22 protein-coding genes are annotated in these 21423 nt (G+C 58.7%); 9 read left to right on the forward strand and 13 right to left on the reverse strand.

Going from position 1 to position 21423, the window contains the following annotated elements; all coding sequences use genetic code 11:
• Positions 1 to 33: 33 nt before the first annotated feature.
• Positions 34 to 1398, reverse strand: coding sequence for a Trk system potassium transporter TrkA (gene trkA, locus DESLA_RS0114230; RefSeq protein ID WP_028572984.1), 1365 nt, complete (start codon positions 1396 to 1398; stop codon positions 34 to 36).
• A gap of 78 nt (positions 1399 to 1476) precedes the next feature.
• Positions 1477 to 1650, reverse strand: coding sequence for a hypothetical protein (locus DESLA_RS22995; protein WP_156932977.1), 174 nt, complete (start codon positions 1648 to 1650; stop codon positions 1477 to 1479).
• A gap of 283 nt (positions 1651 to 1933) precedes the next feature.
• Here DESLA_RS22995 and DESLA_RS20665 point away from each other — a divergent pair, with 283 nt between their 5' ends.
• From DESLA_RS20665 to chrA, 6 genes are all read left to right on the forward strand, one after another.
• The gene (locus DESLA_RS20665; protein WP_245590068.1) at positions 1934 to 3445 is read left to right on the forward strand and encodes a cation:proton antiporter family protein; all 1512 of its coding nucleotides are present in this window, start codon (positions 1934 to 1936) and stop codon (positions 3443 to 3445) included.
• Positions 3446 to 3541: 96 nt separating this feature from the next.
• The gene (gene corA, locus DESLA_RS0114245) at positions 3542 to 4594 is read left to right on the forward strand and encodes a magnesium/cobalt transporter CorA (RefSeq protein ID WP_211239061.1); all 1053 of its coding nucleotides are present in this window, start codon (positions 3542 to 3544) and stop codon (positions 4592 to 4594) included.
• Positions 4595 to 4689: 95 nt separating this feature from the next.
• Positions 4690 to 5058, forward strand: coding sequence for a PadR family transcriptional regulator (locus DESLA_RS20670; protein ID WP_245590069.1), 369 nt, complete (start codon positions 4690 to 4692; stop codon positions 5056 to 5058).
• Positions 5059 to 5070: 12 nt separating this feature from the next.
• Entirely contained in the window at positions 5071 to 5712 is a 642-nt protein-coding gene (locus tag DESLA_RS0114255) for an ABC transporter ATP-binding protein (protein ID WP_028572986.1), read from the forward strand.
• Complete coding sequence (locus tag DESLA_RS0114260) at positions 5709 to 6485, forward strand: ABC transporter permease (protein WP_028572987.1); 777 nt, start codon at positions 5709 to 5711, stop codon at positions 6483 to 6485. Before DESLA_RS0114255 ends, DESLA_RS0114260 begins: the two co-directional genes overlap by 4 nt.
• 85 nt (positions 6486 to 6570) lie before the next feature.
• A complete protein-coding gene (gene chrA, locus DESLA_RS0114265) occupies positions 6571 to 7788 on the forward strand; it encodes a chromate efflux transporter (RefSeq protein WP_028572988.1) in 1218 nt (405 codons plus the stop codon).
• Between the two features lie 39 nt (positions 7789 to 7827).
• Here chrA and DESLA_RS0114270 read toward each other — a convergent pair whose 3' ends face one another.
• Genes DESLA_RS0114270 through tsoR form a run of 6 tightly spaced genes read right to left on the reverse strand, consistent with a single transcriptional unit; the run spans position 7828 to position 11856 of the window.
• Positions 7828 to 8610, reverse strand: a complete 783-nt coding sequence (locus DESLA_RS0114270; RefSeq protein WP_028572989.1) for a sterol desaturase family protein — start codon at positions 8608 to 8610, stop codon at positions 7828 to 7830.
• 47 nt (positions 8611 to 8657) lie between these two features.
• Entirely contained in the window at positions 8658 to 8915 is a 258-nt protein-coding gene (gene tsoC, locus DESLA_RS0114275) for an NEPxGxxU motif selenoprotein TsoC (RefSeq protein ID WP_337833230.1), read from the reverse strand.
• Between the two features lie 57 nt (positions 8916 to 8972).
• Positions 8973 to 9263 (reverse strand): NEPxGxxU motif selenoprotein TsoC, encoded by a 291-nt coding sequence (gene tsoC / locus DESLA_RS20675; protein WP_376797690.1) that lies wholly within the window; start codon positions 9261 to 9263, stop codon positions 8973 to 8975.
• Between the two features lie 2 nt (positions 9264 to 9265).
• Positions 9266 to 11020 (reverse strand): rhodanese/DsbD fusion-like selenoprotein TsoB, encoded by a 1755-nt coding sequence (gene tsoB, locus DESLA_RS0114285; RefSeq protein WP_332113277.1) that lies wholly within the window; start codon positions 11018 to 11020, stop codon positions 9266 to 9268.
• 29 nt (positions 11021 to 11049) lie between these two features.
• A complete protein-coding gene (gene tsoA / locus DESLA_RS23610; protein ID WP_334290378.1) occupies positions 11050 to 11511 on the reverse strand; it encodes an LULAXC motif selenoprotein TsoA in 462 nt (153 codons plus the stop codon).
• 18 nt (positions 11512 to 11529) lie between these two features.
• Complete coding sequence (gene tsoR, locus DESLA_RS0114305; RefSeq protein ID WP_156932978.1) at positions 11530 to 11856, reverse strand: ArsR/SmtB-type metalloregulator TsoR; 327 nt, start codon at positions 11854 to 11856, stop codon at positions 11530 to 11532.
• Positions 11857 to 12327: 471 nt separating this feature from the next.
• Here tsoR and DESLA_RS20680 point away from each other — a divergent pair, with 471 nt between their 5' ends.
• Genes DESLA_RS20680 through DESLA_RS0114325 form a run of 3 tightly spaced genes read left to right on the forward strand, consistent with a single transcriptional unit; the run spans position 12328 to position 15184 of the window.
• A complete protein-coding gene (locus DESLA_RS20680) occupies positions 12328 to 13644 on the forward strand; it encodes a multiheme c-type cytochrome (protein WP_051434902.1) in 1317 nt (438 codons plus the stop codon).
• A gap of 36 nt (positions 13645 to 13680) precedes the next feature.
• Positions 13681 to 14355: a hypothetical protein gene (locus tag DESLA_RS20685; RefSeq protein WP_051434711.1), complete on the forward strand. Its 675-nt coding sequence runs from the start codon at positions 13681 to 13683 to the stop codon at positions 14353 to 14355.
• Positions 14342 to 15184 (forward strand): formate dehydrogenase subunit gamma, encoded by an 843-nt coding sequence (locus DESLA_RS0114325; RefSeq protein ID WP_035261874.1) that lies wholly within the window; start codon positions 14342 to 14344, stop codon positions 15182 to 15184. The genes DESLA_RS20685 and DESLA_RS0114325 overlap by 14 nt, the downstream gene beginning before the upstream one ends.
• Before the next feature lie 96 nt (positions 15185 to 15280).
• Here DESLA_RS0114325 and msrB read toward each other — a convergent pair whose 3' ends face one another.
• The 5 genes from msrB to DESLA_RS22550 form a co-directional block, all read right to left on the reverse strand.
• Complete coding sequence (msrB, locus tag DESLA_RS0114330; RefSeq protein ID WP_028572998.1) at positions 15281 to 16462, reverse strand: peptide-methionine (R)-S-oxide reductase MsrB; 1182 nt, start codon at positions 16460 to 16462, stop codon at positions 15281 to 15283.
• Between the two features lie 81 nt (positions 16463 to 16543).
• On the reverse strand, positions 16544 to 18031 hold the full coding sequence (locus DESLA_RS0114335; RefSeq protein ID WP_028572999.1) for a sensor histidine kinase: 1488 nt from the start codon (positions 18029 to 18031) through the stop codon (positions 16544 to 16546).
• A 3-nt stretch (positions 18032 to 18034) separates the two neighbouring features.
• The gene (locus DESLA_RS0114340; protein ID WP_028573000.1) at positions 18035 to 18736 is read right to left on the reverse strand and encodes a winged helix-turn-helix domain-containing protein; all 702 of its coding nucleotides are present in this window, start codon (positions 18734 to 18736) and stop codon (positions 18035 to 18037) included.
• A 93-nt stretch (positions 18737 to 18829) separates the two neighbouring features.
• Entirely contained in the window at positions 18830 to 19654 is an 825-nt protein-coding gene (locus DESLA_RS0114345) for an alpha/beta fold hydrolase (protein ID WP_028573001.1), read from the reverse strand.
• A gap of 76 nt (positions 19655 to 19730) precedes the next feature.
• On the reverse strand, positions 19731 to 21350 hold the full coding sequence (locus DESLA_RS22550; RefSeq protein WP_084032096.1) for a hypothetical protein: 1620 nt from the start codon (positions 21348 to 21350) through the stop codon (positions 19731 to 19733).
• Positions 21351 to 21423: the final 73 nt, after the last annotated feature.

Here is a 21423-nt window from a genome sequence, read left to right on the forward strand (position 1 = left end):
CGAATCTCCAGGCACAGGCCACGGATCACGACCTCAGATGTATTCCAGTTTGACGGCCAGGACCCGCTCCACTTTGGAGATGTTCGCCCGGGTGGAGAGGATCACGATTCTGTCACCGGGCCGGATCACGCTTTCCCCGTCCGGAATGATCACCTCTTCGCCGCGGATCACGCAGAGAATCAAGGCGCCCTTGGGGAAGCGCAGGTCCTTGATCGGCTTGTGGACAATGGGCGACTTTTCTTGGGCCACGGCTTCCAGGGCCTCGGCTTCTTCGCCGCGGATGAAGACCGAGGAAATGACCTTGCCCCGGCGGACATGGCGGTAAATGGTGTGGACCGCGGATATCCGGGGACTGATCACGTTTTCCAGGCCGATGGCCCGGACCAGGGGAATGTAGGCGAACTTGTTGATTCGGGTGATGGTCTTGGCCGCGCCCAGCCGTTTGGCCAGCAGGGAGAGCAGGACGTTGGTCTCCTCGCCGCCGGTCAGGGCGATGAAGGCGTCGGTTTCCCGGATGCCTTCCTCCTGAAGCAGGTCCCCGTCCGAGCCGTCGCCGTGGAGCACGATGGTCTTGTCCAATTCTCCGGCCAGCTTTTCACAGCGTTGCGGGTCGCGTTCAATGAGCTTGACGGACAGGCCTTTGCGTTCCAAGGCCTTGGCGGCCAAGAGCCCCACGCTGCCTCCGCCGACGATCATGGCGTTGCGGACCTTTGTCGTGCAAGGGGAAAACAGAGGCAGGACGCGCTCGACCCGGTCGCCGGCGCAGATGAAGTAGACCACGTCCTCCCTGCGCAAGGCGTCCGGGCCGGTGGGTATCAGCAACCTCTCGTCGCGGACAATGGCCGCGACGATGAACCGGTCGTCCCGGTAGCGATCCGGGATATCCATCAGCCGCACGCCGATCAGCGGGCTGTCCGGACAGACCCGCACCCCGATCAGCTTGACCCGTCCCCCGGCGAACGGGTTGACCTCCATGGCCCCGGGAACCTCCAGCATCCGTTCCAGGGCCAGAACCACTTCCTGATCCGGATTGATCACATGAGCGATGTTCAGGATTTCCCGGGTCAAGGTGGATTTGTAGTGCAGGTATTCCTGGTTGCGGATCCGGGCCAGTTTGGTCAAGTCCGGGGCCAGGGCCCGGGCGAACAGACAGGCCGTGAGGTTGGTTTCATCGCTGTCCGTGACCGCCAGCAGCAGCTTGGCCTGCTGAATCCCGGCCTGCTCCAAGAGCACCGGGCTGCTCCCGGACCCCAGAATGGTCTGCACGTCCAGGTGATCGTTGATCCGCCTGAGAGCCTCCGGGCTCTTGTCGATGACCACCACGTCCTTGTGCTCCAGTGAGAGGCGTTGAGCCACGTGAAAGCCGATTTCCCCGGCCCCGATGATCACAATGCGCATACGGCGGATGCTCCTTGTCGAAATTGCCGGCCCGTTTCGTAAGCCTTCCAAATGGGCTCCATACGCCCGGCAGGACCATCACGCAAGAAAACCCTCCGGAGGCTCCACGGCAAGTTTGTTCTCATCGAAATCCAAATCGAAATCCAAATCGCGATCCAAATCGCGATCCAAATCGCGATCGAAATCGCGATCGAAATCGAAACTTGAAAAATGCTGTGCATCACCCCGTGATTGCGTCATCTTCTTGGACATGATGTTCGATTTCGATCACGATTTCGATTTCGATACCGATTCAGATAGCGGGTGAGAGTCGAACAAATCTGCCCCCTCCGGTGGCCATTGACACCCTTTCTTGATGTTTGCGTGGGGTTTTGTCACAAGCCGCTTGGCGATTTGGACGCCGCGGATTACCGCGACCATCTTGGTCGCTGTTTTTCGCGCCATTTATCTCTCTTTCCGGAGTTCAATCAATGCTCATTATTTTAGTCAGCTTCGCCTTTGTCTTCGGCTTGGCCCTGACCCGGAGCTGCCGCCCATGGTCGGATTCCTCGTGGCCGGGTTCGCCTACAACATGGCCGGTCTTCTGCCGCCTGCCGGACTGGATATGGTGGCGGACCTGGGCATCACGTTGTTGTTGTTTTCCATCGGACTGAAGCTGGACGTCCGCGGTCTGCTCAAGGCCGAGATCTGGGCCGGCGCCACGGCTCAGATGCTCCTGACCACGGCCTTCATGTGCGGGGTTCTGCTCTTGGGGCAGTACTGGCTGGATACTCCGCTAATGGACATGACCTGGCAGACGATTTTGGTGCTGGGTTTCGCCCTGTCCTTTTCCAGCACGGTGTTCGCGGTCAAGGTGCTGGAGGAGAAAGGCGATCTGACGGCCTTTTACGGTCGGATCGCCATCGGGATTCTGATCATGCAGGACCTCTTCGCCGTACTTTTTCTGAGCGCTTCAGAGGGCAAGGTCCCAAGCGTCTGGGCCTTGAGCGTGCTGGCCCTTCCGTTGTTGCGACCGGTGCTCTACCGGCTCCTGGACATGGCCGGCCGGGGCGAGCTGTTCATCCTGTGCGGACTGTTTATTGCGCTGGGCGTCGGGGCCGAAGGCTTTGCCCTGGTCGGCCTGAAGCCGGATCTCGGCGCGTTGGTGGTGGGCGTGCTGATCGCCGGGCATCCCCGGGCCTCGGAACTGTCCAAGGCCCTTTTCGGCTTCAAGGAATTGATGCTGGTGGGCTTTTTTCTCTCCATCGGCATGACGGGCTTGCCCACGCTGGAAATGCTGGTCGCCTCCGTGCTGCTCTGCCTGCTCCTGCCCGTGAAAACGGGCATCTATCACTTCATCGTCAGCCGCTTCGGCCTGCGGGCGCGTTCCAGCCTCTTCGCCTCGTTGTCCCTGACCAACTATTCGGAATTCGGGCTGATCGTGGCGGCCATTGCCGTGGGCCAGGGGCTGCTCTCCGCGGACTGGCTGCTGATCACGGCCATGACCGTAAGCATCAGCTTCGCCATTTCCGCTCCGCTGAGCACCCATTCCGAGTTCGTCTACCGCCGGATGTTCACCTGGCTGTGTCGATTTGAGCGGGATTATTGCCACCCTCACGACGCACCCATCGACCTTGGCGAGGTGAAGGCCGTGGTTCTGGGAATGGGGCGCATCGGCACCGGAGCATACGACGAGCTCCAAAAAACCTATGGCAAGCAAATCTGTGGCGTGGAGCACGCCCCGGAGCGGGTGGACTTCAACCGCGGGCAGGGCCGCAACGTGATCCTGGGCGATGCCTGCGACACCGAGTTCTGGCTGAAACTGCGCAAGGACATCCAACTGGAGTTGGTCATCCTGGCCATGCCCAACCACCAAGGCAACATCTACGCGGCGCAACAGCTGCGCAACCTGGGCTTCAACTGCCAAGTCGCGGCCATTGCCCGGTTCCCGGAGGAAGTGGAAGAACTGTCCGCCATCGGCGTCTGCACGGCCTTCAACATGTACGAACAGGCCGGGACGGGCCTGGCTCGCAGCGCTCTTGAAGGATGCCGGTTGGCGCAAGAGTGACGGCGGAACGGTTCAAGCAAAGCTGCCGCCGCGTTGCTTTCTTCCTTGTGGACGTGCCAGGCGAAGGATTGGTGAAAACGGATGAGAAGCAAATTCATGAAGAGTCGACAGGCCAAGGTCGGGGCCGCTCCGGGTACCATGGTGCATGTGGGGGAGCGAATGGCCGACAAGACTTCTTTGCGGGTGGTGACGTACAACGCGGCGGAGGTGCGGACCTGGCCTCCCCGCGACAGCGCCGAGGGCATTTTCCCATCCATTGGGCAGGGGGTCACGTGGATCAACGTGGACGGCCTGCACCAAGTTGACGTGGTCACAACCCTGGGTCGCGAATTCAACCTGTCCGCCCTGGTTCTGGAAGATATCCTGAACACCGATCACCGGCCCAAACTGGAGATCCACGACGACTTCCTGTTTATCGTCGTCAAGATGCTGGTTCCCGAACCAGCCCGTGACTCCTTCCGTGTCGAACAGCTCAGCCTGATCCTGGGCGATGCCTTTCTGCTGTCGTTCCAGGAATCGGAAGGGGACGTTTTCGATGCGATACGCCGGCGCATCACCATCGGCAAAGGTCGCATCCGCCAGAGTGGTCCCGACTATCTGGCCTATGCCCTGCTGGACGCCGTGGTGGACAATTACTTTCTGGTCCTGGAAACCATCAGCACGGAATTGGAACGCCTGGAGGAAGCCCTGCTGTCCGCCCCCGGGCCGAGCGACCTGCATCGTTTCCACCGCCTGCGACGGGAGGCGATCCTTTTGCGCCGGATCATCTGGCCGCTCCGGGAGGCCCTCGCCGGCCTGATCCGCGACGACTCCGCCCTGATCAAGCCCGAGACCCGCGTCTTTTTACGCGACGTTCACGACCACGCCGTTCAGGCCATGGACATCGTGGAAAGCCTCCGGGACCTGGCGTCCAGCCTTTTGGAACTGCACCTCTCCCGAAACAGCCAGCGCATGAACGAGACCATCAAGGTGCTCACCCTGATCGCCACGATCTTCATCCCCCTGACCTTCATCGCCGGAGTCTACGGCATGAATTTCGAATTCATGCCCGAACTGCGCTGGCCATGGGGCTATCCCTTGATCCTGCTGTTCATGCTGGGCGTGGCCGTGACCATGCTGCTGTATTTCAAGCGCAGACACTGGTTGTAGCTGCAAATAAATCTCCCGAGAGTCGATGTCGGCGCTTGCGCAGCAGGCCGGGAAACATTATATCGAATTTCGATATCGAATAAAGGCGGTCTGCCATGCCCCGAGAAAGCTCCACCAAAATGTTGGAACACCACGACCTGCTCTCCGGGCTGGTCCGGCTGCACGTGCTGCACCACGCCGCGGAGCAGGAAATTTACGGGCAGTGGATGATCGACGAGCTGGCCGAGCACGGGTATCGGCTGAGTCCGGGGACCCTGTACCCGATGCTGCACGCCATGGAACGCAAGGGGTACCTGGTCTCCCGCACGGAAAAGAACGGGAAGGTGACGCGCAAGTTCTACCGGGCCACGGCAAAGGGGCTGGAGGGTTTGGCCGTGGCCAAGGAACGGCTGCGGGAGCTTGTGGGCGAAACCATGCCGGAGCATGCGGAAGTTCGGAAACAAGGCGCTCCGAAAACCGGTTAGGGAGATCAACGGTTGTTTGAATTCATCGACGTGCACTATGACAACATTCTGGACCTGCCGCACCTGGTGCTCGGCACGGAACAGGTCACCTCCCTGGTGGGGGCCAGCGGCAGCGGCAAGACCACGGTGTTGCGCCTGCTGAACAAGATGATCTCGCCCACCCGCGGACGTATCCTGTTCCAGGGCGAGGACCTGACTCAAAGGGACTCGGTCCGCCACCGTCGCGACGTGGTCATGCTTTCCCAGAGTCCGGCGATCTTCGAGGGCACGCTGGGGGACAATCTGCGGGCCGGGTCGCGGTTTCAGGAAAAGGAACCGCCCGGCGACGGTGATCTGAAAAGATTATTGGAGCAGGTCCGCCTGGCCAAGCCCCTGGACGAGGCGGCAGACAAGCTTTCCGGCGGGGAGCGCCAGCGGCTGGCCCTGGCCCGGGTGCTCCTGCTGGAACCCCGGGTCTATCTGCTGGACGAGCCCTCCTCGGCCCTGGACGAGGAAACCGAACAACTGATCTTCGACATGCTCACCGCCCATGTCCGGGCAGCGGGCAAGACCATCATCATGGTCACCCATTCCAAGGCCATGGCCCGGAAGTACTCGGACACGATCATCGAGATGTCCGGGGGGAAAGTGCGTCGAGAGGAGGCTCGTCCATGAACGACGTCATTGATCTGACCATGCTCCAGGTCGGCCTGGCCTACATCTTCGTGCTTATCGTCCTGGCCATCGTCCGTTTCCGGGGCATCGGCCGCGAGAAGGAAATCGTACTGTCCTCGTTGCGCATGACGCTGCAACTGGTCCTGGTCGGGTACGTGCTGGTCTACGTGTTCGACAATCCGAGCCCGTACGTCACCGGCCTGATCATCGTGGTCATGGAAGCGTTCGCGATCCACACAATATTCCGGAAATTCCGGGACAGGCTGACCAATCCCCTGCGCAAGGTCATCGCCTTTGCCATGTGCTTCGGCACCCTGACCTGCATCGTCTATTTCCTGCTGGTGGTGGTCCGCGTCACGCCCTGGTACGAACCCAGGTACTTCATACCCATCGCCGGGATGATCATCGGCAATTCCATGACCGGCATCTCCCTGGGCGTGAAGTCGCTGCTGGAGGGCATGACCACCCGCAAGCACCTGGTGGAGGAAGCCCTGATTCTCGGCGCCACGCCCAAAGCCGCCACCCGAGGGATCGTCAACGGGGCCTTTGACTCGGCCATCATGCCGACCATCAACTCCATGGTCGGCATGGGCATCGTTTTTCTGCCGGGAATGATGACCGGCCAGATCCTCTCCGGCACCGTCCCGACCACGGCCATTGCCTACCAGATCGCCATCATGCTCGGCATCCTCGGCGCCGTGGCCCTGACCATCATCACCATGCTGCAGCTGGGCTGCCGCACGTTTTTCAACAAGCAGGACCAGTTGGTGTGACGCGGAACCGATTCCCCCAGGAGCGGCTTTCAAGTTTTTCCTCTGAGCATCAAGGACACACCGAACTCTCATCAGGAGTTGACCAATGGATGACCATCCAACGAACACCCGGCGAATTTGGGAGGTTTTCAAGGCCTTTCTTGCTTTAGGCCTGACCTCCTTCGGCGGTCCCATCGCCCATCTGGGTTATTTCCGGACGGAGTTCGTGGCTCGGCGGAAGTGGCTGAACGAGTCGAGCTACGCCGATCTGGTGGCCATGTGCCAGTTCCTGCCCGGCCCGGCCAGCAGCCAGGTCGGGTTCGCCCTGGGGCTGATGCGGGCAGGGCCGTTGGGGGCCGCCGCGGCCTGGCTGGCCTTCACCCTGCCCTCGGCCGTGATCCTGGTGCTCTTCGCCTACGGGGCCGCGGTCATGGGCGGGCCCATCGGCATGGGCGTGATTCACGGGCTGAAGATCGTGGCCGTGGCCATCGTGGCCCATGCGGTCTGGGGCATGGCCAAAAACCTCTGTCCGGATCGGGAACGGGCCGGGATCGCCCTGGGGGCCGTGCTGATCATCGTCTTCACGGGCGGGGCCCTGGGCCAGGTCGCCGCCATCATCGTCGGGGCCCTGGCCGGATTGTGGTTGTGCCGGGCCAAGGCGGACCACTGCGCGGAGCGGGCCCATTTTCCGGTTTCCCGGGCCGCCGGCTTTGTTTCCCTGGCGCTTTTCCTGCTCCTGCTGCTGGGACTTCCGTTGCTGACAACACTCACCTCGGCCCAGGGGCCGGCCCTGGTCGATTCCTTCTACCGGGCCGGGGCCCTGGTCTTTGGCGGCGGCCACGTGGTCCTGCCGCTTCTGGAAGCCGGAGTGGTGCAGCCCGGCTGGGTCACGCCGGATCAATTCCTAGCGGGCTACGGCGCGGCCCAGGCCGTGCCCGGACCGCTGTTCACCTTCGCGGCCTATCTCGGCGCGGTGGTCGAACCGGCCCCCAACGGCCTGCTCGGAGCCCTGCTCGCCCTGGTCGCGGTTTTCGCGCCGGGTTTTCTGCTCCTGGTGGCCGTGCTGCCGTTCTGGAACGACTTCTGCCGCGTCGAGGGCGCGCAGGCCCTGATGCGCGGGGCCAACGCCGCTGTGGTCGGCATTCTCGGGGCGGCCCTGTACCACCCGGTCTGGACCAGCGCCATTCTCGGGCCGTATGAATTCGCCCTGGCCCTGACGGGGTTCGTGCTGCTGGAAAAGTGGAAAGCCCCGTCCTGGGCCGTGGTGATCATCTCCGCACTGGGCGGCTTGCTGATCAGCCTGGCAAAGGGAACGGCCCTGTAATGCAGCGCCACGGATGGACAGACTGGAGCCGGCCGGCCCTCACACAAACGGCATGAGCAGCAGCTTGCGGAGTTTTTGGAAGTTCGCGTCGCGGAAAATGTTCAGGCCGATGGGCATGTGTTCGTGGCCCTGGGCGGGCTGGTCCTGGTAGGTTCGAAACAGGCGGTCCCACCAGGGGAAGTTGAACCCGAAGTTCCTGTTCGCTTCCTTCATGTTCGTGGAGTGGTGAACTCGGTGCATGTCCGGCGTGACCACCAGCCGCCGCAGCCGGGCGTCCGCGGCCAGGGGCAGACGGATGTTGGAGTGATTGAACATGGAGACGCCGTTAAGCATGATTTCAAAGACGATCACCGCCAGGGCCGGTGGCCCCAGGACAAGTACAACCAGCAACTTGATGCCCATGGACAGGATGTATTCCAGGGGGTGAAAGCGCACCCCGGTGGTCAGGTCGAAGACCGTGTCCGCGTGGTGCACTCTATGGATGCGCCACAGGGGTATCCAATAGTGCAAGGCCCGGTGCTGGAAATAGATGACCAGGTCAAGCAGCAGCAGGCCCGCGATGAACTGCCCGGGATAGGGGAGGGGCACGTTGTTCAGCAGCCCCCAGCCCCGCTCCGTCGCCAGCAGGGCCAGCCCCACGGGCAGGACCGGAAACAGGATGCGCAGCAGCAGCAAGGAGCCCGCGACCAGGCCGAGGTTGCCCACCCAGCGGATCATCCGTTGGGGAGGCGTTCGCCGACGAGGAAAGAGGTGCTCGGCGATCCCGAAGAGCAGCAAAGCGCCCGCGAAAAACGCCAAACGCCACCAGTGTTCGTGTTCCATGCGCTTCTCCGCGATGCCCGGTTGATGGCCTTTCTCCGAACCGCCGGTCAGGAGAAAATGCGGCTCAGGAAGCCTTTTTTCACCTTTTCCGGTTCCGGCAGGCCCAGGTGTCGGCAGATGCAACACTCCAGCTCGTGCTCATCCACGTCCTTGCCCTCGACCACGATCTCGTCGTTGACCATTACAGCCGGCGCCACGGGCAGATCCAAGGCAAAATACTCGTCAGTGGAGTACTCCGCGATGGGCTTGGAAATGGTCTCCACCTCAATGGCGTATTTCTCGCCCAGACCGGGCGAGATTTTCAGGAAATGCTTTCAAGGTTTGCCTCGTGGTTCGTTCAGAAAAAACCGTACCAGGACCATTCAATGGCCTCCTTGGATTGTGGGGTCCGCGTCCAATTGATCCCGCACCGCCGCGAAAATCTGACCTTCCTCCATAAAACCGCCGCTGATGAGCACGTGGTCGTTGATCATGATTCCGGGAGCCACCGGCAGGCCGAGACTTTTGTACGCCTCGGTGTGAAACTCCTCGCGGGGTTTGGAGACGATCTCCGTTTCCACGCCGTTAAGCCGGCCCAACCTGGGCAGCACGGACAGATAGTGCTGTCAGGTCTTGCCCCGGGGTTCATTCAGAAAAAAACGCACCTTGACCATGATCATTCCTCCCGTGAATCGGTGTTGAGCAGTTGATCCATGCGCCCTGCGAAAGCCTCAGGGGCGAGAAAGTCCACCAGCCGCAGGTCCGGGCGCTCTCGGCCCCGGGCGTCGAGAAAGACGATGGTCGGCACGCCGCGGACCCGGTACTCGCGCAACAGCCGCTCATGCAGCGGATTGCCGCCCCGGGTCACGTCGATCTTGATCATGACCATGTTCCGAGCGCGTTCGACCACGTCCGGATGGTGGAAGGTCACGGCTTCCAGCTCCCGACACGGCGCGCACCAGGTGGCGGAGAAGTCGATGATGACCGGCTTGTCCTGTTCCCGGGCCTGTTCCAGCAGTCTTTCGGAATAGGGCTGCCACTCCACCCCGGCGCCGCGTACGGCCCAGGAACCCACCAGGAGCACGGCCAGAAGCAGCCCGGCCAGGCCCACGCCGTTCTTGATCCAGGGGAAAGCTCGAAAGGTAGCCGTGGAGCGGTCCACCCAGGCCAGATGCACGGCCGCGGCCATGGCCACCCCGACCATCAGGAACAGGCCCCAGGGCTCGCCCAGCAGCGGGCGGACGAAATAGGCGGCCATGCCCACCAGGACCCAGCCCATCAGCTTGCGCACCCAGATCATCCATTCCCCGGAGCGGGGCAAACGCTGGAGGTTGCCGGAAAACACGGCCAGCACGAACAGCGGGATGCCCAGACCAAGACTGAGGGTGAAAAAGACCAGAAAGCCGATCCAGGGGCTGCCCATGGTCGCCACCCAGGTCAGCAGACCCAGGACGAACGGCCCGATGCACGGCGCGGCCACCACGCCCAAAGTCAGGCCCATGAACAGGGTGCCCACGTACCCGGCCCGGGATTTGGACGCGGCCCGGGTCAGGGCCGCGGGCATGCGCAGCTCCCAGAAGCCGAACAGGCTCATGGCAAAGGCCACCAAAACCAGGGCGATGACCCCAAGGACCAGAGGATTCTGGAGCAGCCCGCCCATCAAGCCCCCGGTCATGGCCGCCACCGTGCCCAGGATGGAATTGGTCAGGGCCAGTCCGCCGATGTACAGCAGCCCGTGGGCGATCAGCCCGGCCTTGCCCTGCTCGTCCCGCCCGGCGAAATAGGACACGGTGATGGGAATCAGCGGATAGACGCAAGGCGTCAAATTCAGGGCCATGCCGCCGAAAAAGATGCCCAGCAGGGTCCAGACCATGGCCCAGCCGGACAAGGGGCCCGGCGCTTCCGGAGCAAACGGGGCCTCGGCGTGGCCGTCGTCGAACTCTGGCAGGGTGGCTGCCGTGGGATACCCTTTCTCCTCCCACTCCCGAAAACCCAACGGATCGCGATAAACGTTCACATAACCCAAGGAGACGGCCACCCGGGCCGCCGAGTCGCTGCGGACTCAGGCCAGACCGTCTCAGTAAAAGACGATGGTCCGCTCCTTGTCCTCGCCCAGGACGGCCCGCAGGTCGTCTTTCTTGCTCCATCTGGCCCACCAGGTGGGTTCCATGGAAAAGACCACGGCCCCTTCCATGTGCCCGGGGGCGAACTCCCATTCCTGGCGGGTGTCCACCAGCAGCAGGTCCGGGTCCCTCTGGTACAGCTCCCAAAGCTCGTCCGTGGTGATCACGCCGTACCCGCCGCGCTCGGCCTCGGCCAGGACGTCGTCCCAGCCGGCGTCTTGCGGCGTCACGGCCCGGCTGGTCAGCCACAGGGCGCTTCCGGCGGCGATCACGAAAAGAAGAAGTCCGAGTACGATGCGCTTCGACATGACGGCCTCCTTTGGGGTTGGAATGCGGCCTACTTGATCCGGCCTTCATGCCGCAGCTTTGCCAGGAGGAAGTCGGCCCCGGAGCGGGAAAGCCCTACGGCTTCGGCCACCTGGTCCGCTTCCAGAGTGCCCGAACGGGCCATGTGCAGCACTTCCTCCTCCAGCTCTTCCAGCCAGTTCTCGAACAGCACCAGGATTTCCGGGTGAGCGATGGCCATCAGCTGCCGGGAGCGGGCCACCTTGTCCACAAGGCTTTGGCACATTTTTGTTGGATCGACACCTTCGTCCATGCATTCGGCCAGTCAGAGGTGGACCATGCTGCTGACCTTGTCTTCCCCCTGTTCCGTGCCTTGCCCCCCGGTCATGCCGACGATGATTGTCAGCCGCTGTTCGTCGGAAAGCAGGGGAAAGACCTCCGCGGCCGCGTCGGCCACGACCCGGGCCGCCTCTTCCGGAGGCATGGTGCGTAGGATGTTGCGAAAGTTGTTCATTGTCGCTTGTCTCCGTGGTCAAAAGGATTTTTTCTCGGCAAGCAGAGCCTGGGCCAACGCGCTCAAGGTCCGCAGGATGAACAGGATTTCCTCGGAAGCCAGGGTGTAGAAGATGAAGGGCCCGCGCCGCTCCACCCGGACCAGCAGGGCCCGCTTGAGTTCCTTCAGGTGATGCGAGACCAGGGGTTGGGAAAGGTCCAGGACCTCGGCGATCTGGTTCACGGACTGCTCTCCTTGACCCAGGTGACACAAAATCCGCAGCCGGTTGGCGTCGGACAGCACCTTGGACAGAAAGGCCGCGTCGGCGAGTTGCTCTCGGGGAATGCAGGCAGGCTTCGTCATCATGACCTCAACGAGAAATAAGCATATAAACAGATATTGATATATTGACTGGAAACGATACGGTCAAGGGCTGGAGCGAAATGGATTTCAACTCGCGGTTGACTTAAATTGATGGATTGATTCATAGATGAAGGAACTATTCAGCACATCCTGGGTAGAGCCTCATCCCGATGCTGGATTCCCGCCTTCGCGGGAATGAGTTTTTTTCCCTGTTGCCTGAATCAGTCGTACCCGCGAAGGCGGATATCCTGGACGCTTATACTCGGATGAACCGGTAGTTACGAACAAACATAATCGCAATTTCCGTCCGGGATTTTTTCCCGTCTCCCGGGATTTTCTTCGTCTAGAATTAGGAGATTCCCCTACAGACAAGACCAACCTACATGCTATTGAGTTGGTATGCTTTTCACGCCCAGGCGCACGGCTGCGGTCAATTATCAGTTCCACCCCAACATCCTTATCAAGGAGGTCGGCATGAAGCGCAAGATTACCGTACTGGTTATGGCGGGTTTTTGGATAGCGGCCGTGGGGCTTTTCGCCTGCGGCAGGGAGCAGGCCGTGGATGTTCGCGAGGTCAAGGCCCAGCCCAAGGAATTCGTCGGATCGGACACCTGTCGCAACTGTCACCTGGAACACTACGACTCCTGGAGAATGACCCTGCACAGTCGGATGCTCATCGACGTGCGGGAGAACCCTTACGCCATCCTGGCGGATATGAACCCCGACCTGATCCGGGCCGACCTGGAAAAGGTCAAGGACCGGCTCAAGGTTCCGGTGGAGGACGTCTACATCCCGACCAAGGATGAAATCCTCTACACCATCGGCACGCAGTGGAAACAACGCTACATCGTCCAGAAAGACGGCAAATATCATGTGGCGCCGGTCCAGTACAATATCGCCACCAAACGCTGGGTCAACTATTACGACGACGCCTGGGACAAGCGGGACTGGCTGGTGCGCTGCGGCGGTTGCCACGCCACGGGCGTGGACCTGGACAACTACACGTTCGCCGAGACATCCATCGGCTGCGAGGCCTGCCACGGCCCCGGCTCGCAACATACGGCTCTTCCACGCACTGCTTTGTTCGAGAAACGGGAAACCATCATCAACCCGGCCAAGCTCACCGCGGGCATCGCCGTGCAGATCTGCGGCTCCTGCCACACCCGTGGCAATGCCAAGCATGAAACGTACCCTGAAGCCGGCTGGCCCGTGGGGTTCACCCCGGGCATGGTCATGGAGCCGATTTATGAAAGCTCCTACGACAAGGCGGACATGCGGCGTCTTTACCCGGACTACGCTTCCCGCTCACACCACCAGCAGTATATAGACTGGATGCAGTCCGAGCATGCCGTGCAGGGCGTGACCTGCACCTCCTGTCACTCCGTACACCGTCTGGGTATTTCCCCCACCAGGTTCCAGACCAAGGAAGCCGGGTCCAGCCAGTGTCTGAGCTGCCATACCATGGTTAACGCCAATCGGGCCCATTCCATCCATTCCTTCGCCAACTGCCTGGGCTGTCACATGCCGCGCATCGCCAGCACGGCCGAGCCCAACGACATCCGCAGCCACACCTTCAACGCCAGGGCGCCCATGGACACCATTGACGACCCGAACCTGCCCAATTCCTGTCAGATTTGCCACTATCACAAGGACGACGATCTGGCCGAGTTGCAGCGTAAGTATGAAATCCTGACCCAGTTGCCACAGCCCCAAGGAATGATGATTCCCGCGGTAACGTACGATACATTCACGGAACGTCCCGGAACCGCTCCCGTGGCCAGCCCGGAATAATGTTCAGGGGAGATTCAAACCAACAAGGGGGATGTCATGATCATCAAAAAAGCGACGCCCCTGCTCTTCATTCTGATGCTGCTCCTGCCCGAACCGGTGTTCGGGCAGGAGGAGATGGCCTCCCGGTACTACCGCTATCGCAGCACGGAAATGAGTACGGGCGTTTACGAGGAGTACGAAGTCCGACCCCGGTCCATGGGCCGGGTCGACGCCGTCGGGGAAGTTCAGGGCCGAGGCCTCAGCAGGATCGACGAAGAGGAAAGCCGGGCCTTGAACCGGATGTTTCTGAACGACGCGCACCAGGGGCTGCGGTTTTACGAACAACGCCGCTGCGTGTCCTGCCATGTCGAGGAGGCGCGCAACAACCGCCACTACGTCCGGCACGGCATCACCTGTCGCCAGTGCCACGGCGAGGAGCCCATCGCCAGCAGCAACCACTTTTTTTCCCGGTTGAACAACATTCGCCAGCATACCCACGTCTGCGCCAAATGCCACGAAGGAGCCTCCGCCTCCTTTGCCCTGTACAAGGTGCACGAGCCCAATCCGGCCATGATCAGCACCGCGGACGTTCTTCCGCTGCTGTTTTATGCCTTCTGGATCATGATCGCCGTGGCCGTGGGCACCTTTGCCCTGTTCCTGCCGCACACCTTCTTGTGGGGCGTGCGGGAACTGTTCATCAAGAAAGCGAGGTCCGACGATGAGCAGCACTGAGAGCAGCACTAACGCCAAAATCCGGATCAAGCGGTTCACCGCGACGCAACGATTGTTTCACTTGGTGCTCATGGTCACCTTCCTGGTCCAGTCCGCCACCGGGCTGGCCAGGATGTACCACGAGACGGCCTGGGGGCAGGGTCTCGGGAATATTTTCGGCGGATTCGAGGCCTCCCTGACCGTGCACATCTACGTGGGCATCTTCATGGTCTGCGCGTTCGTGGTCCATGTCCTCTATGCACTGCTCAACATGGTCATCAACCGAACCGGCCTGTTCGGGCCGGATTCCCTGCTGCCCCGGTTCGCCGACCTGAAGCAGGCCGGGCAGCACGTGGGCTGGATTCTCGGTCTTTCCAGGCATCCGCCGTTGGATCGCTGGGGATACTGGGAAAAATTCGACTATTGGGCTGTTTTCTGGGGTATGGTCATCCTGGGCGGGACCGGCCTGCTCCTGGCCTATCCCCTGGCGTCCAGCAACTACATGCCCGGCTGGGGGCTGAACGTGGCCTTCTGGGTGCACCGCATCGAGGCCATCCTGGCCATGGCCCATATCTTCGTCATCCACTTCTTCATCGCCCATCTGCGGCGCAGCAACTTCCCCATGGACCGGACCATCTTCCAGGGCAGCGCGGACCTGCGCGTCGCCGCGCACGAACGTCCGGCCTGGTTGGCCCGGCTGAAGGAATCCGGCAAGCTGGACCAGATGATCGTGGGGGAGGCTCCGGTCTACAAACGGGCCGTCTTCCTGATCATCGGCTTCGCCGCCGTGGCCGCCGGCGTGTACATGCTCATCGGCGGGCTGGTTCACGCGCCCCTGATTACGTGGTGATGAAAGAGAAACAACCGGCGTACCCCAACACCAAAAACGCCCCTCCGCTCGACGAGCGGAGGGGCGTTTTTACGACATCGGTGCATCCGGTTATCTTCACTGATCCACTTCACTGATCAGGGCGCCGTAGCCCTGCTCTTCCATCTCTTCGATTGGGATGAACCTCAGCGCCGCGGAGTTCATGCAATAACGCAGGCCGGTTGGAGCCGGACCATCGGCGAATACGTGTCCCAGATGAGAGTCCGCGTAGCGGCTGCGGATTTCGGTGCGAACCGAAAAAAAGCCTCTGTCTTCTTTCTCCACCACCCAATCCGGGTTGATAGGTTTGGTAAAGCTGGGCCAGCCGGTGCCGGAGTCATACTTGTCGCGGGATGAGAACAGCGGTTCGCCGGATACAATATCCACATAGATACCCGGCCGCTTTTCATCATTGTATGCGTTCTTAAAGGGGGGCTCCGTACCGTCTTTTTGGGTGACGTTGTACTGCACCTTGGTCAGCCGAGCCCTGAGTACCCTGTCGTCCGGTTTTTCAAAGGTAGCGGGGTTGAATCCCTCCACCTGGATTTGCCGACGGTTGGATTCGCCACGATCAGCCTGCCCGGGGCCATCACCGATTTGCGGACGATACCGGGAGTAATCTACTTCCATATCTTCTCCCCAGACGGATTCGATGAATTGGTAGCGTCCCGAGTTGAAGGTATAATACTTGTAGCGCAGCGGATTTTTCTTGGAGTAATCCTGGTGGTACTCCTCGGCCTCGTAGAAGACTTTGAAAGGGACGATCTCGATCACGACCGGAGCGGCATAGCGGCCGGACTCCTCCAGTGCCTTCACTGAGGCTTCCGCGGCCAGTTTCTGCTCCTGGTCATGATAGAAAATCGCCGGGCGATATTGCCTGCCGCGGTCCACGTACTGGCCTTCGGCATCCGTGGGGTTGGCGGTCCGCCACAGCGCCTGAAGCAGTCCTTCGTAGGTGATCACCGTTGGGTCATAATAGACCTGTACGACCTCGGTATGGCCGGTGCGACCACCCGCGACCTCCTTGTAGGTCGGGTTTTTCTCTTCGCCTCCGCTGTAACCGGATACCGCCTCGACCACGCCGGGGACTTTTTCAAAGGCTTCCTCCACACACCAGAAGCACCCACCAGCGAAGGTGGCAAGAGCCAGATCACGATCGACCGGGGCATACTTCGAGTCCATGTCGCTGGAAGCGCTCAGTTGGAATCCCGCCAATGCCATGACAGCCGCTGTGAACATCAGGAACAGATACCGTTTCATAATCTTAACCTCCTGTTTGTGAATACAGTAATCTGTTTTGCATGAAATTCATCACAGCCGGTTCACCAGTTGATAACATTTTTATAACGACGGCTCAGTGGGAATGTAGACCGGTAACAGGATGCAGAAGGATGCGCCCCCCGCGGCACGATTTTCAACACGGATATCACCGCCCTGAAGCGCCATGATCCTGCGGGCAATCGCCAAGCCGAGCCCGGCATGGCCGGCGCCGGAAGACGCACCCCGATAGAAAGGCTCAAAGATATGTGGCAGGTCCTGCTCTGGAATGCCCGGGCCGGTGTCGTGCACGCAAACCCCCGGTACACCGCCCTCCTGACCAACGACCACTTCAATATGACCCCCAGCGGGGCTGTAAGCAATGGCATTGCCGATCAGATTATCCAGCACCCGTTCGGTCATGGCAAGGTCCGCGTAGGCTGTCGGCAAATCCGGATCTCCGCTCAGGGTAAGCTCCAGTTGACTGTCCCGCGCTGCCTGGCCGTGTTTCTGAACCACGTCGTGCACCAGTTCCGCCAGTGGGAACGGCTCCGGCACGGGCTGCTTCTCACGGGCCTCAAGGGCGGCAAGCTCAAAAAGCTCATCAACCAGGCGGCTTAAATGCCGACCTTCCTTGAGGGCGATATCAAGCAAGCGGTCCTGTTCTTGCGGACTAAGACGATCGCGTCGTAATTTCAGGCTTTCGATGTAGCCCTGCATGGAAGCCAGCGGTGTGCGCAGATCATGGGACACCTGGGCGACCAGCTGACGGCGCTGGGCATCCTTTTCCGTCAGCTGTTCGATCTGGGAGGCAATCCGGCGCGCCATCTCGTCAAAGGTAACGCCCAGGTAGTCGATCTCGTCACGCACCACGGGCCGCTTGTCGCGCCAAGTGACGGGCGGCTTCCGGCTCATGTCGCTGTTCTCGAAGGCCTCCACCAACCGCGTCAAGTCTGTCAGGCGGCGGGTCAGCAAACGAAAAATCGCCAGCCCCGCGACCAGCACCACCGCCAGGCTGACCAGCAAAGCCCAGGCGCTCAGCGCCAGCACCCGCCCACCCCGTGCCATGGTTTCCGCGGCATCGTATTCCTCACCGCGCAGCACCACATAAAGATATCCATCCGGATTCTCTTCCGACGGCACCGGGGTCACGGAAAAAACTTTCTGTCGATCATGACTACGGGGATCGTCGCCCAGTACGGGGTAACGGTTCATGTCCTCCAGCAGTCGGCGAAGCGGTTCCAGCGAGACCTGTTTCCGTTTGATCTTTGCCGGATCAGCCGAATAGGAAAGGATGGTTCCATCCAGATCCAGCAGATATATTTCGATGCTCGGGTTGATGGTCATGTACAGTGCGAACAGCTCTTCCAGGGCACTCCGGTCAAGCTGTCCCTCGCTGACCAGGTTCCTGTCCGACACCAGATTCCTTGCCAGGTCCCGGTGCAACTCCTGGTTTACTGACGCACTGTATTCACGCAACGAATAGAGGCTGATAAAGGTATACAGCAGGCCGACGGCCAGTAACAACACAAACAGCCCCGCGGCCAGCCGGGTGTAGAGCGTTTTCAGCATGAATTATTCCCGAAAGCGATAGCCCACCCCCCAAACGGTCTGGATAAACTCCGGTCGGGCCGGATTCGTTTCGATCTTGCCCCGCAGGCGATTGATGTGGGTATTGACGGTATGCTCGTAACCTTCGTGGGTGTAACCCCACACCGTGTCCAGCAGCTGGACACGGCTGAACACCCGGCCAGGATGGCTGGCAAAGTGCCAGAGCAGCTCAAACTCCCGTACGGTGAGTTCCACCTCCCGGTCCCTTACAAACACCCGGCGGCGCACCGGATCAATCCGCAGACCTTCGACCGTCAACTCGTTATTGCTGGTTCCTACGGCCGACGCGGATGCCATGGCATCCACCCGCCGGAACAGGGCCTTCACCCTCGCGGAGAGTTCGGCCACGCTGAAGGGTTTGGTGAGGTAATCATCCGCTCCGATTTCCAGCCCCAGAACCCGGTCCAACTCCGTGTTTTTAGCCGTCAGCATCAGCACCGGAACATACCCCGATCCGGCCCGGATCTCGCGACACACGGACAACCCATCCATTCCAGGCAACATCAGATCGAGAATCACAAGGTCGATATCCCCTTCACGAAACCGTTCAAGACCCGTATCACCCCGGTCACAAAGAACGGGGTTCATGCCAAGCTCGGCCACATGCATCCGTACGAGTTCACCAATACCCGGATTGTCCTCAATAATCAGTACGTTTCGAGTCATAGCTTCCTGCTCTGGCACCCCTTGAAGGTCCCCGGTCATTTCATGGAATCAGACTCATGCATGCTGTCGTGGTTCAGTTTCATCTCGTCCACTCTATTTCTCTGTCTGAGTGAAATCCAAAATTTCCTTTAGTACCTCATCAGGCCTTTCCTCAATGACGAGGTGGCCAGCATCATCAATAACGCGAAGAGTCGACTTCGGGATCATGCCGTGAAGCGCTTGCCCTCGCTCCAGCGGTATCCAGCTGTCTTCGCGTCCCCACAGAATCAGGGTAGGAGTAGTGATGGTATGATAAAGCGCTTGAGCCTCATCGGTATATTTGGAATCCGCCTGAGCCATTTGGCGATAAAAAGCGGCTTTCCCGTTTTCGCCGGTCCATGGCAAAACAATGCCGTCAAGTGTCGCTTCATCAAGCGGCTTGAAAGCAGCCGTTTGCACATAAGCCCGGACCACCGCTTCATGAATATAGTCCGGCAACCCTGCAAACGCGGCTTCATGGGCCTTTACATGCCGGAAAAAGGGCGATCCCCAAGGAGAGACAGCGACCGGGTCAATCAGAATGATCTTTTTAAAGCGCCGACCATTGAGAAGATGAGTTCTGAGGGCTGTTGCGCCGCCGAAATCATGACCAACGACAATCGGATCATCCAATTCCCATTGGTTCAGCAAACAATCCAGAACCTTGTTTTGTACACCCAATGAGACATCACCGTCATCTTTGCTCGACTGGCCGTAGCCCAGCAAGTCATAAAAGAAGACGGTGTACTCCCTGGATAACCGCTGGATCAAGTGACGTAGATTGAATGAGGACCAGGGTGTTCCGTGTACAAGGACCATTGGCGGGCCGTCACCCAACCGCCCATAACGAATTTCACGCCTTTTATAGTCAAAAGATTTAGAAAGTTCCCAGCTATTCATCAATCAGACTCCTTTTTCTAAATAACGCTCCGCACAATCGGATGGAAATGAAGCGCAGCGTAATTGCAAATCTGAGCTAATGCGTTTGTTGGCCTGTGTTTTCTTTAAGCCAAGCCCGGTTCCATGCAATACGATACCCACCTAATTGTTCAATAGTAGAACCAATTATATCAGGACTTCGTATTCTTTTAATCCGCTTTATTTGAATTGTGCAAACTAAATGAGGACCTAATCCAAACCCTGAGAGACGTCTGCGACGATAATCTTTACAGAAGACGCTAATACGTGCGTAACCCAAGGGAAGAAAGCGGATAATTTTGTACATTGGCGTTTTTTTTCGTGCTTCCGAGAGAGCTTTTCTCACCGCTTTCCTTCGAATTTTTCGAATAATATCTTGTGTTATTGAGCTATTATGACATTCTATGAAGATGCTCCCATTAAGTACAACCCCCCAGCCATTCCTATGGGTATTTGCTTCTCGGATATATATTTCAGGTTGGCCAATTTGCCTTTTTATTTCTGATATAGCAATTGGCATATTAAGTTTGAAACTCAACATAATATTCTGAATCCGGGCAACGAAGCGGGGTATTTTTATTCGTGGGACATAATAAACTAAATCGTTTTCAAGTACGCCTTTGTAATCTTCAAGAATGGTATCTTGCTTATTCCTTAATTCATGGAGCTTTTTGCCATCGAATGCCGCCCAACCAGGCCAAGCTGAAGATGAACGAATGGAAAAGAAATATCGATCATAGCCTGGCGCAAAACTTTCAACAAGAATTCCTGTCTGAAATGTAGATATCTGAACCTTTCCGTGATCAGCAGTGTTTGGTCTTGCATATATTATAAGTTGGTTCAATCCCGTGAATTTAGAAGGTGTACATCCCACAACCTCCCACCACGGGGTTTTGGTTTCCGCTTTAAGCTCCTCCAGTAGCAATTGTTGAGGTAATTGGTATCCATTTGGTTGATGTGCTAAAAGGAAAAGGGAAAGTGCAAGAGCCAGAGAATTGCAGGAATCAAGAAGATCATCAAATAGCCTAACGATATCTCTATCGCTATATTTTTCTTCATTTCCTTTCTTGTCACGGTACAGAATTTCGTTCTGAAGATATGTAATGCCACCGTGGGCAATGGCATTTCGGACTATGTGTTTGTATGGGGTGACAACATCAAACAATACAGTTCTTATTATTATCTCCTCGACGATTGGGAATAAATCTAAGCCATCTGTTCCTCTTCCACGATCAATACGTGAAAAATAGGCAACGATACGACAAAATGGAGTGAAAACGGATTCTGTAAGCCTAAGGTAAGAAGGGTGTACTTGTTGATCGATGAACCTAATGACCTCAATATCATCAAGTTTCTTAAAAAAATCATGCCAGTCTAAGTTGTTCATTTCTTCGAGATGAAGGAATGTACGGTTCAATTCAGCATCATGATCAGTCAGATATTGTTTCAATGCACCTTGATTAGCTCGATTTCTATCTTCCAACCACCCAAAGAGTTTACTGTAAACAAGTTGCGAATAAAAACGCTGTGGCGTTCTTTCAATGTATTTGTGAATAGAAAGGAAGTGATCGTGTGGACAACTTTCCAACTCAGGAAAGTGTTCCTTGATATCGCTACGTTTTCGTGCGTGAGTGTTCCGTAGCAGGGGATTTTCAAGTATGTTTCTCAAAGCTTCCATTTAATTGAAGGCCAACGCCGCGCTCTGCGGCAAATCTGGAGCGCAGCGGAAAATTTGTCCGGCAGCGCTTTGT

The organism is Desulfonatronum lacustre DSM 10312 (assembly GCF_000519265.1).
In the GTDB taxonomy this organism is placed as follows: Bacteria; Desulfobacterota; Desulfovibrionia; order Desulfovibrionales; family Desulfonatronaceae; genus Desulfonatronum; species Desulfonatronum lacustre.

Excerpts from the sequence above, each read along its gene's own strand:
- trkA (WP_028572984.1), bottom strand. The coding sequence starts at position 1,398 with ATGCGCATTGTGATCATCGGGGCCGGGGAAATCGGCTTTCACGTGGCT.
- DESLA_RS22995 (WP_156932977.1), bottom strand. The coding sequence starts at position 1,650 with ATGTCCAAGAAGATGACGCAATCACGGGGTGATGCACAGCATTTTTCA.
- DESLA_RS20665 (WP_245590068.1), top strand. The coding sequence starts at position 1,934 with ATGGTCGGATTCCTCGTGGCCGGGTTCGCCTACAACATGGCCGGTCTT.
- corA (WP_211239061.1), top strand. The coding sequence starts at position 3,542 with ATGAAGAGTCGACAGGCCAAGGTCGGGGCCGCTCCGGGTACCATGGTG.
- DESLA_RS20670 (WP_245590069.1), top strand. The coding sequence starts at position 4,690 with ATGCCCCGAGAAAGCTCCACCAAAATGTTGGAACACCACGACCTGCTC.
- DESLA_RS0114260 (WP_028572987.1), top strand. The coding sequence starts at position 5,709 with ATGAACGACGTCATTGATCTGACCATGCTCCAGGTCGGCCTGGCCTAC.
- chrA (WP_028572988.1), top strand. The coding sequence starts at position 6,571 with ATGGATGACCATCCAACGAACACCCGGCGAATTTGGGAGGTTTTCAAG.
- DESLA_RS0114270 (WP_028572989.1), bottom strand. The coding sequence starts at position 8,610 with ATGGAACACGAACACTGGTGGCGTTTGGCGTTTTTCGCGGGCGCTTTG.
- tsoR (WP_156932978.1), bottom strand. The coding sequence starts at position 11,856 with ATGATGACGAAGCCTGCCTGCATTCCCCGAGAGCAACTCGCCGACGCG.
- DESLA_RS20680 (WP_051434902.1), top strand. The coding sequence starts at position 12,328 with ATGAAGCGCAAGATTACCGTACTGGTTATGGCGGGTTTTTGGATAGCG.
- DESLA_RS20685 (WP_051434711.1), top strand. The coding sequence starts at position 13,681 with ATGATCATCAAAAAAGCGACGCCCCTGCTCTTCATTCTGATGCTGCTC.
- DESLA_RS0114325 (WP_035261874.1), top strand. The coding sequence starts at position 14,342 with ATGAGCAGCACTGAGAGCAGCACTAACGCCAAAATCCGGATCAAGCGG.
- msrB (WP_028572998.1), bottom strand. The coding sequence starts at position 16,462 with ATGAAACGGTATCTGTTCCTGATGTTCACAGCGGCTGTCATGGCATTG.
- DESLA_RS0114335 (WP_028572999.1), bottom strand. The coding sequence starts at position 18,031 with ATGCTGAAAACGCTCTACACCCGGCTGGCCGCGGGGCTGTTTGTGTTG.
- DESLA_RS0114340 (WP_028573000.1), bottom strand. The coding sequence starts at position 18,736 with ATGACTCGAAACGTACTGATTATTGAGGACAATCCGGGTATTGGTGAA.
- DESLA_RS0114345 (WP_028573001.1), bottom strand. The coding sequence starts at position 19,654 with ATGAATAGCTGGGAACTTTCTAAATCTTTTGACTATAAAAGGCGTGAA.
- DESLA_RS22550 (WP_084032096.1), bottom strand. The coding sequence starts at position 21,350 with ATGGAAGCTTTGAGAAACATACTTGAAAATCCCCTGCTACGGAACACT.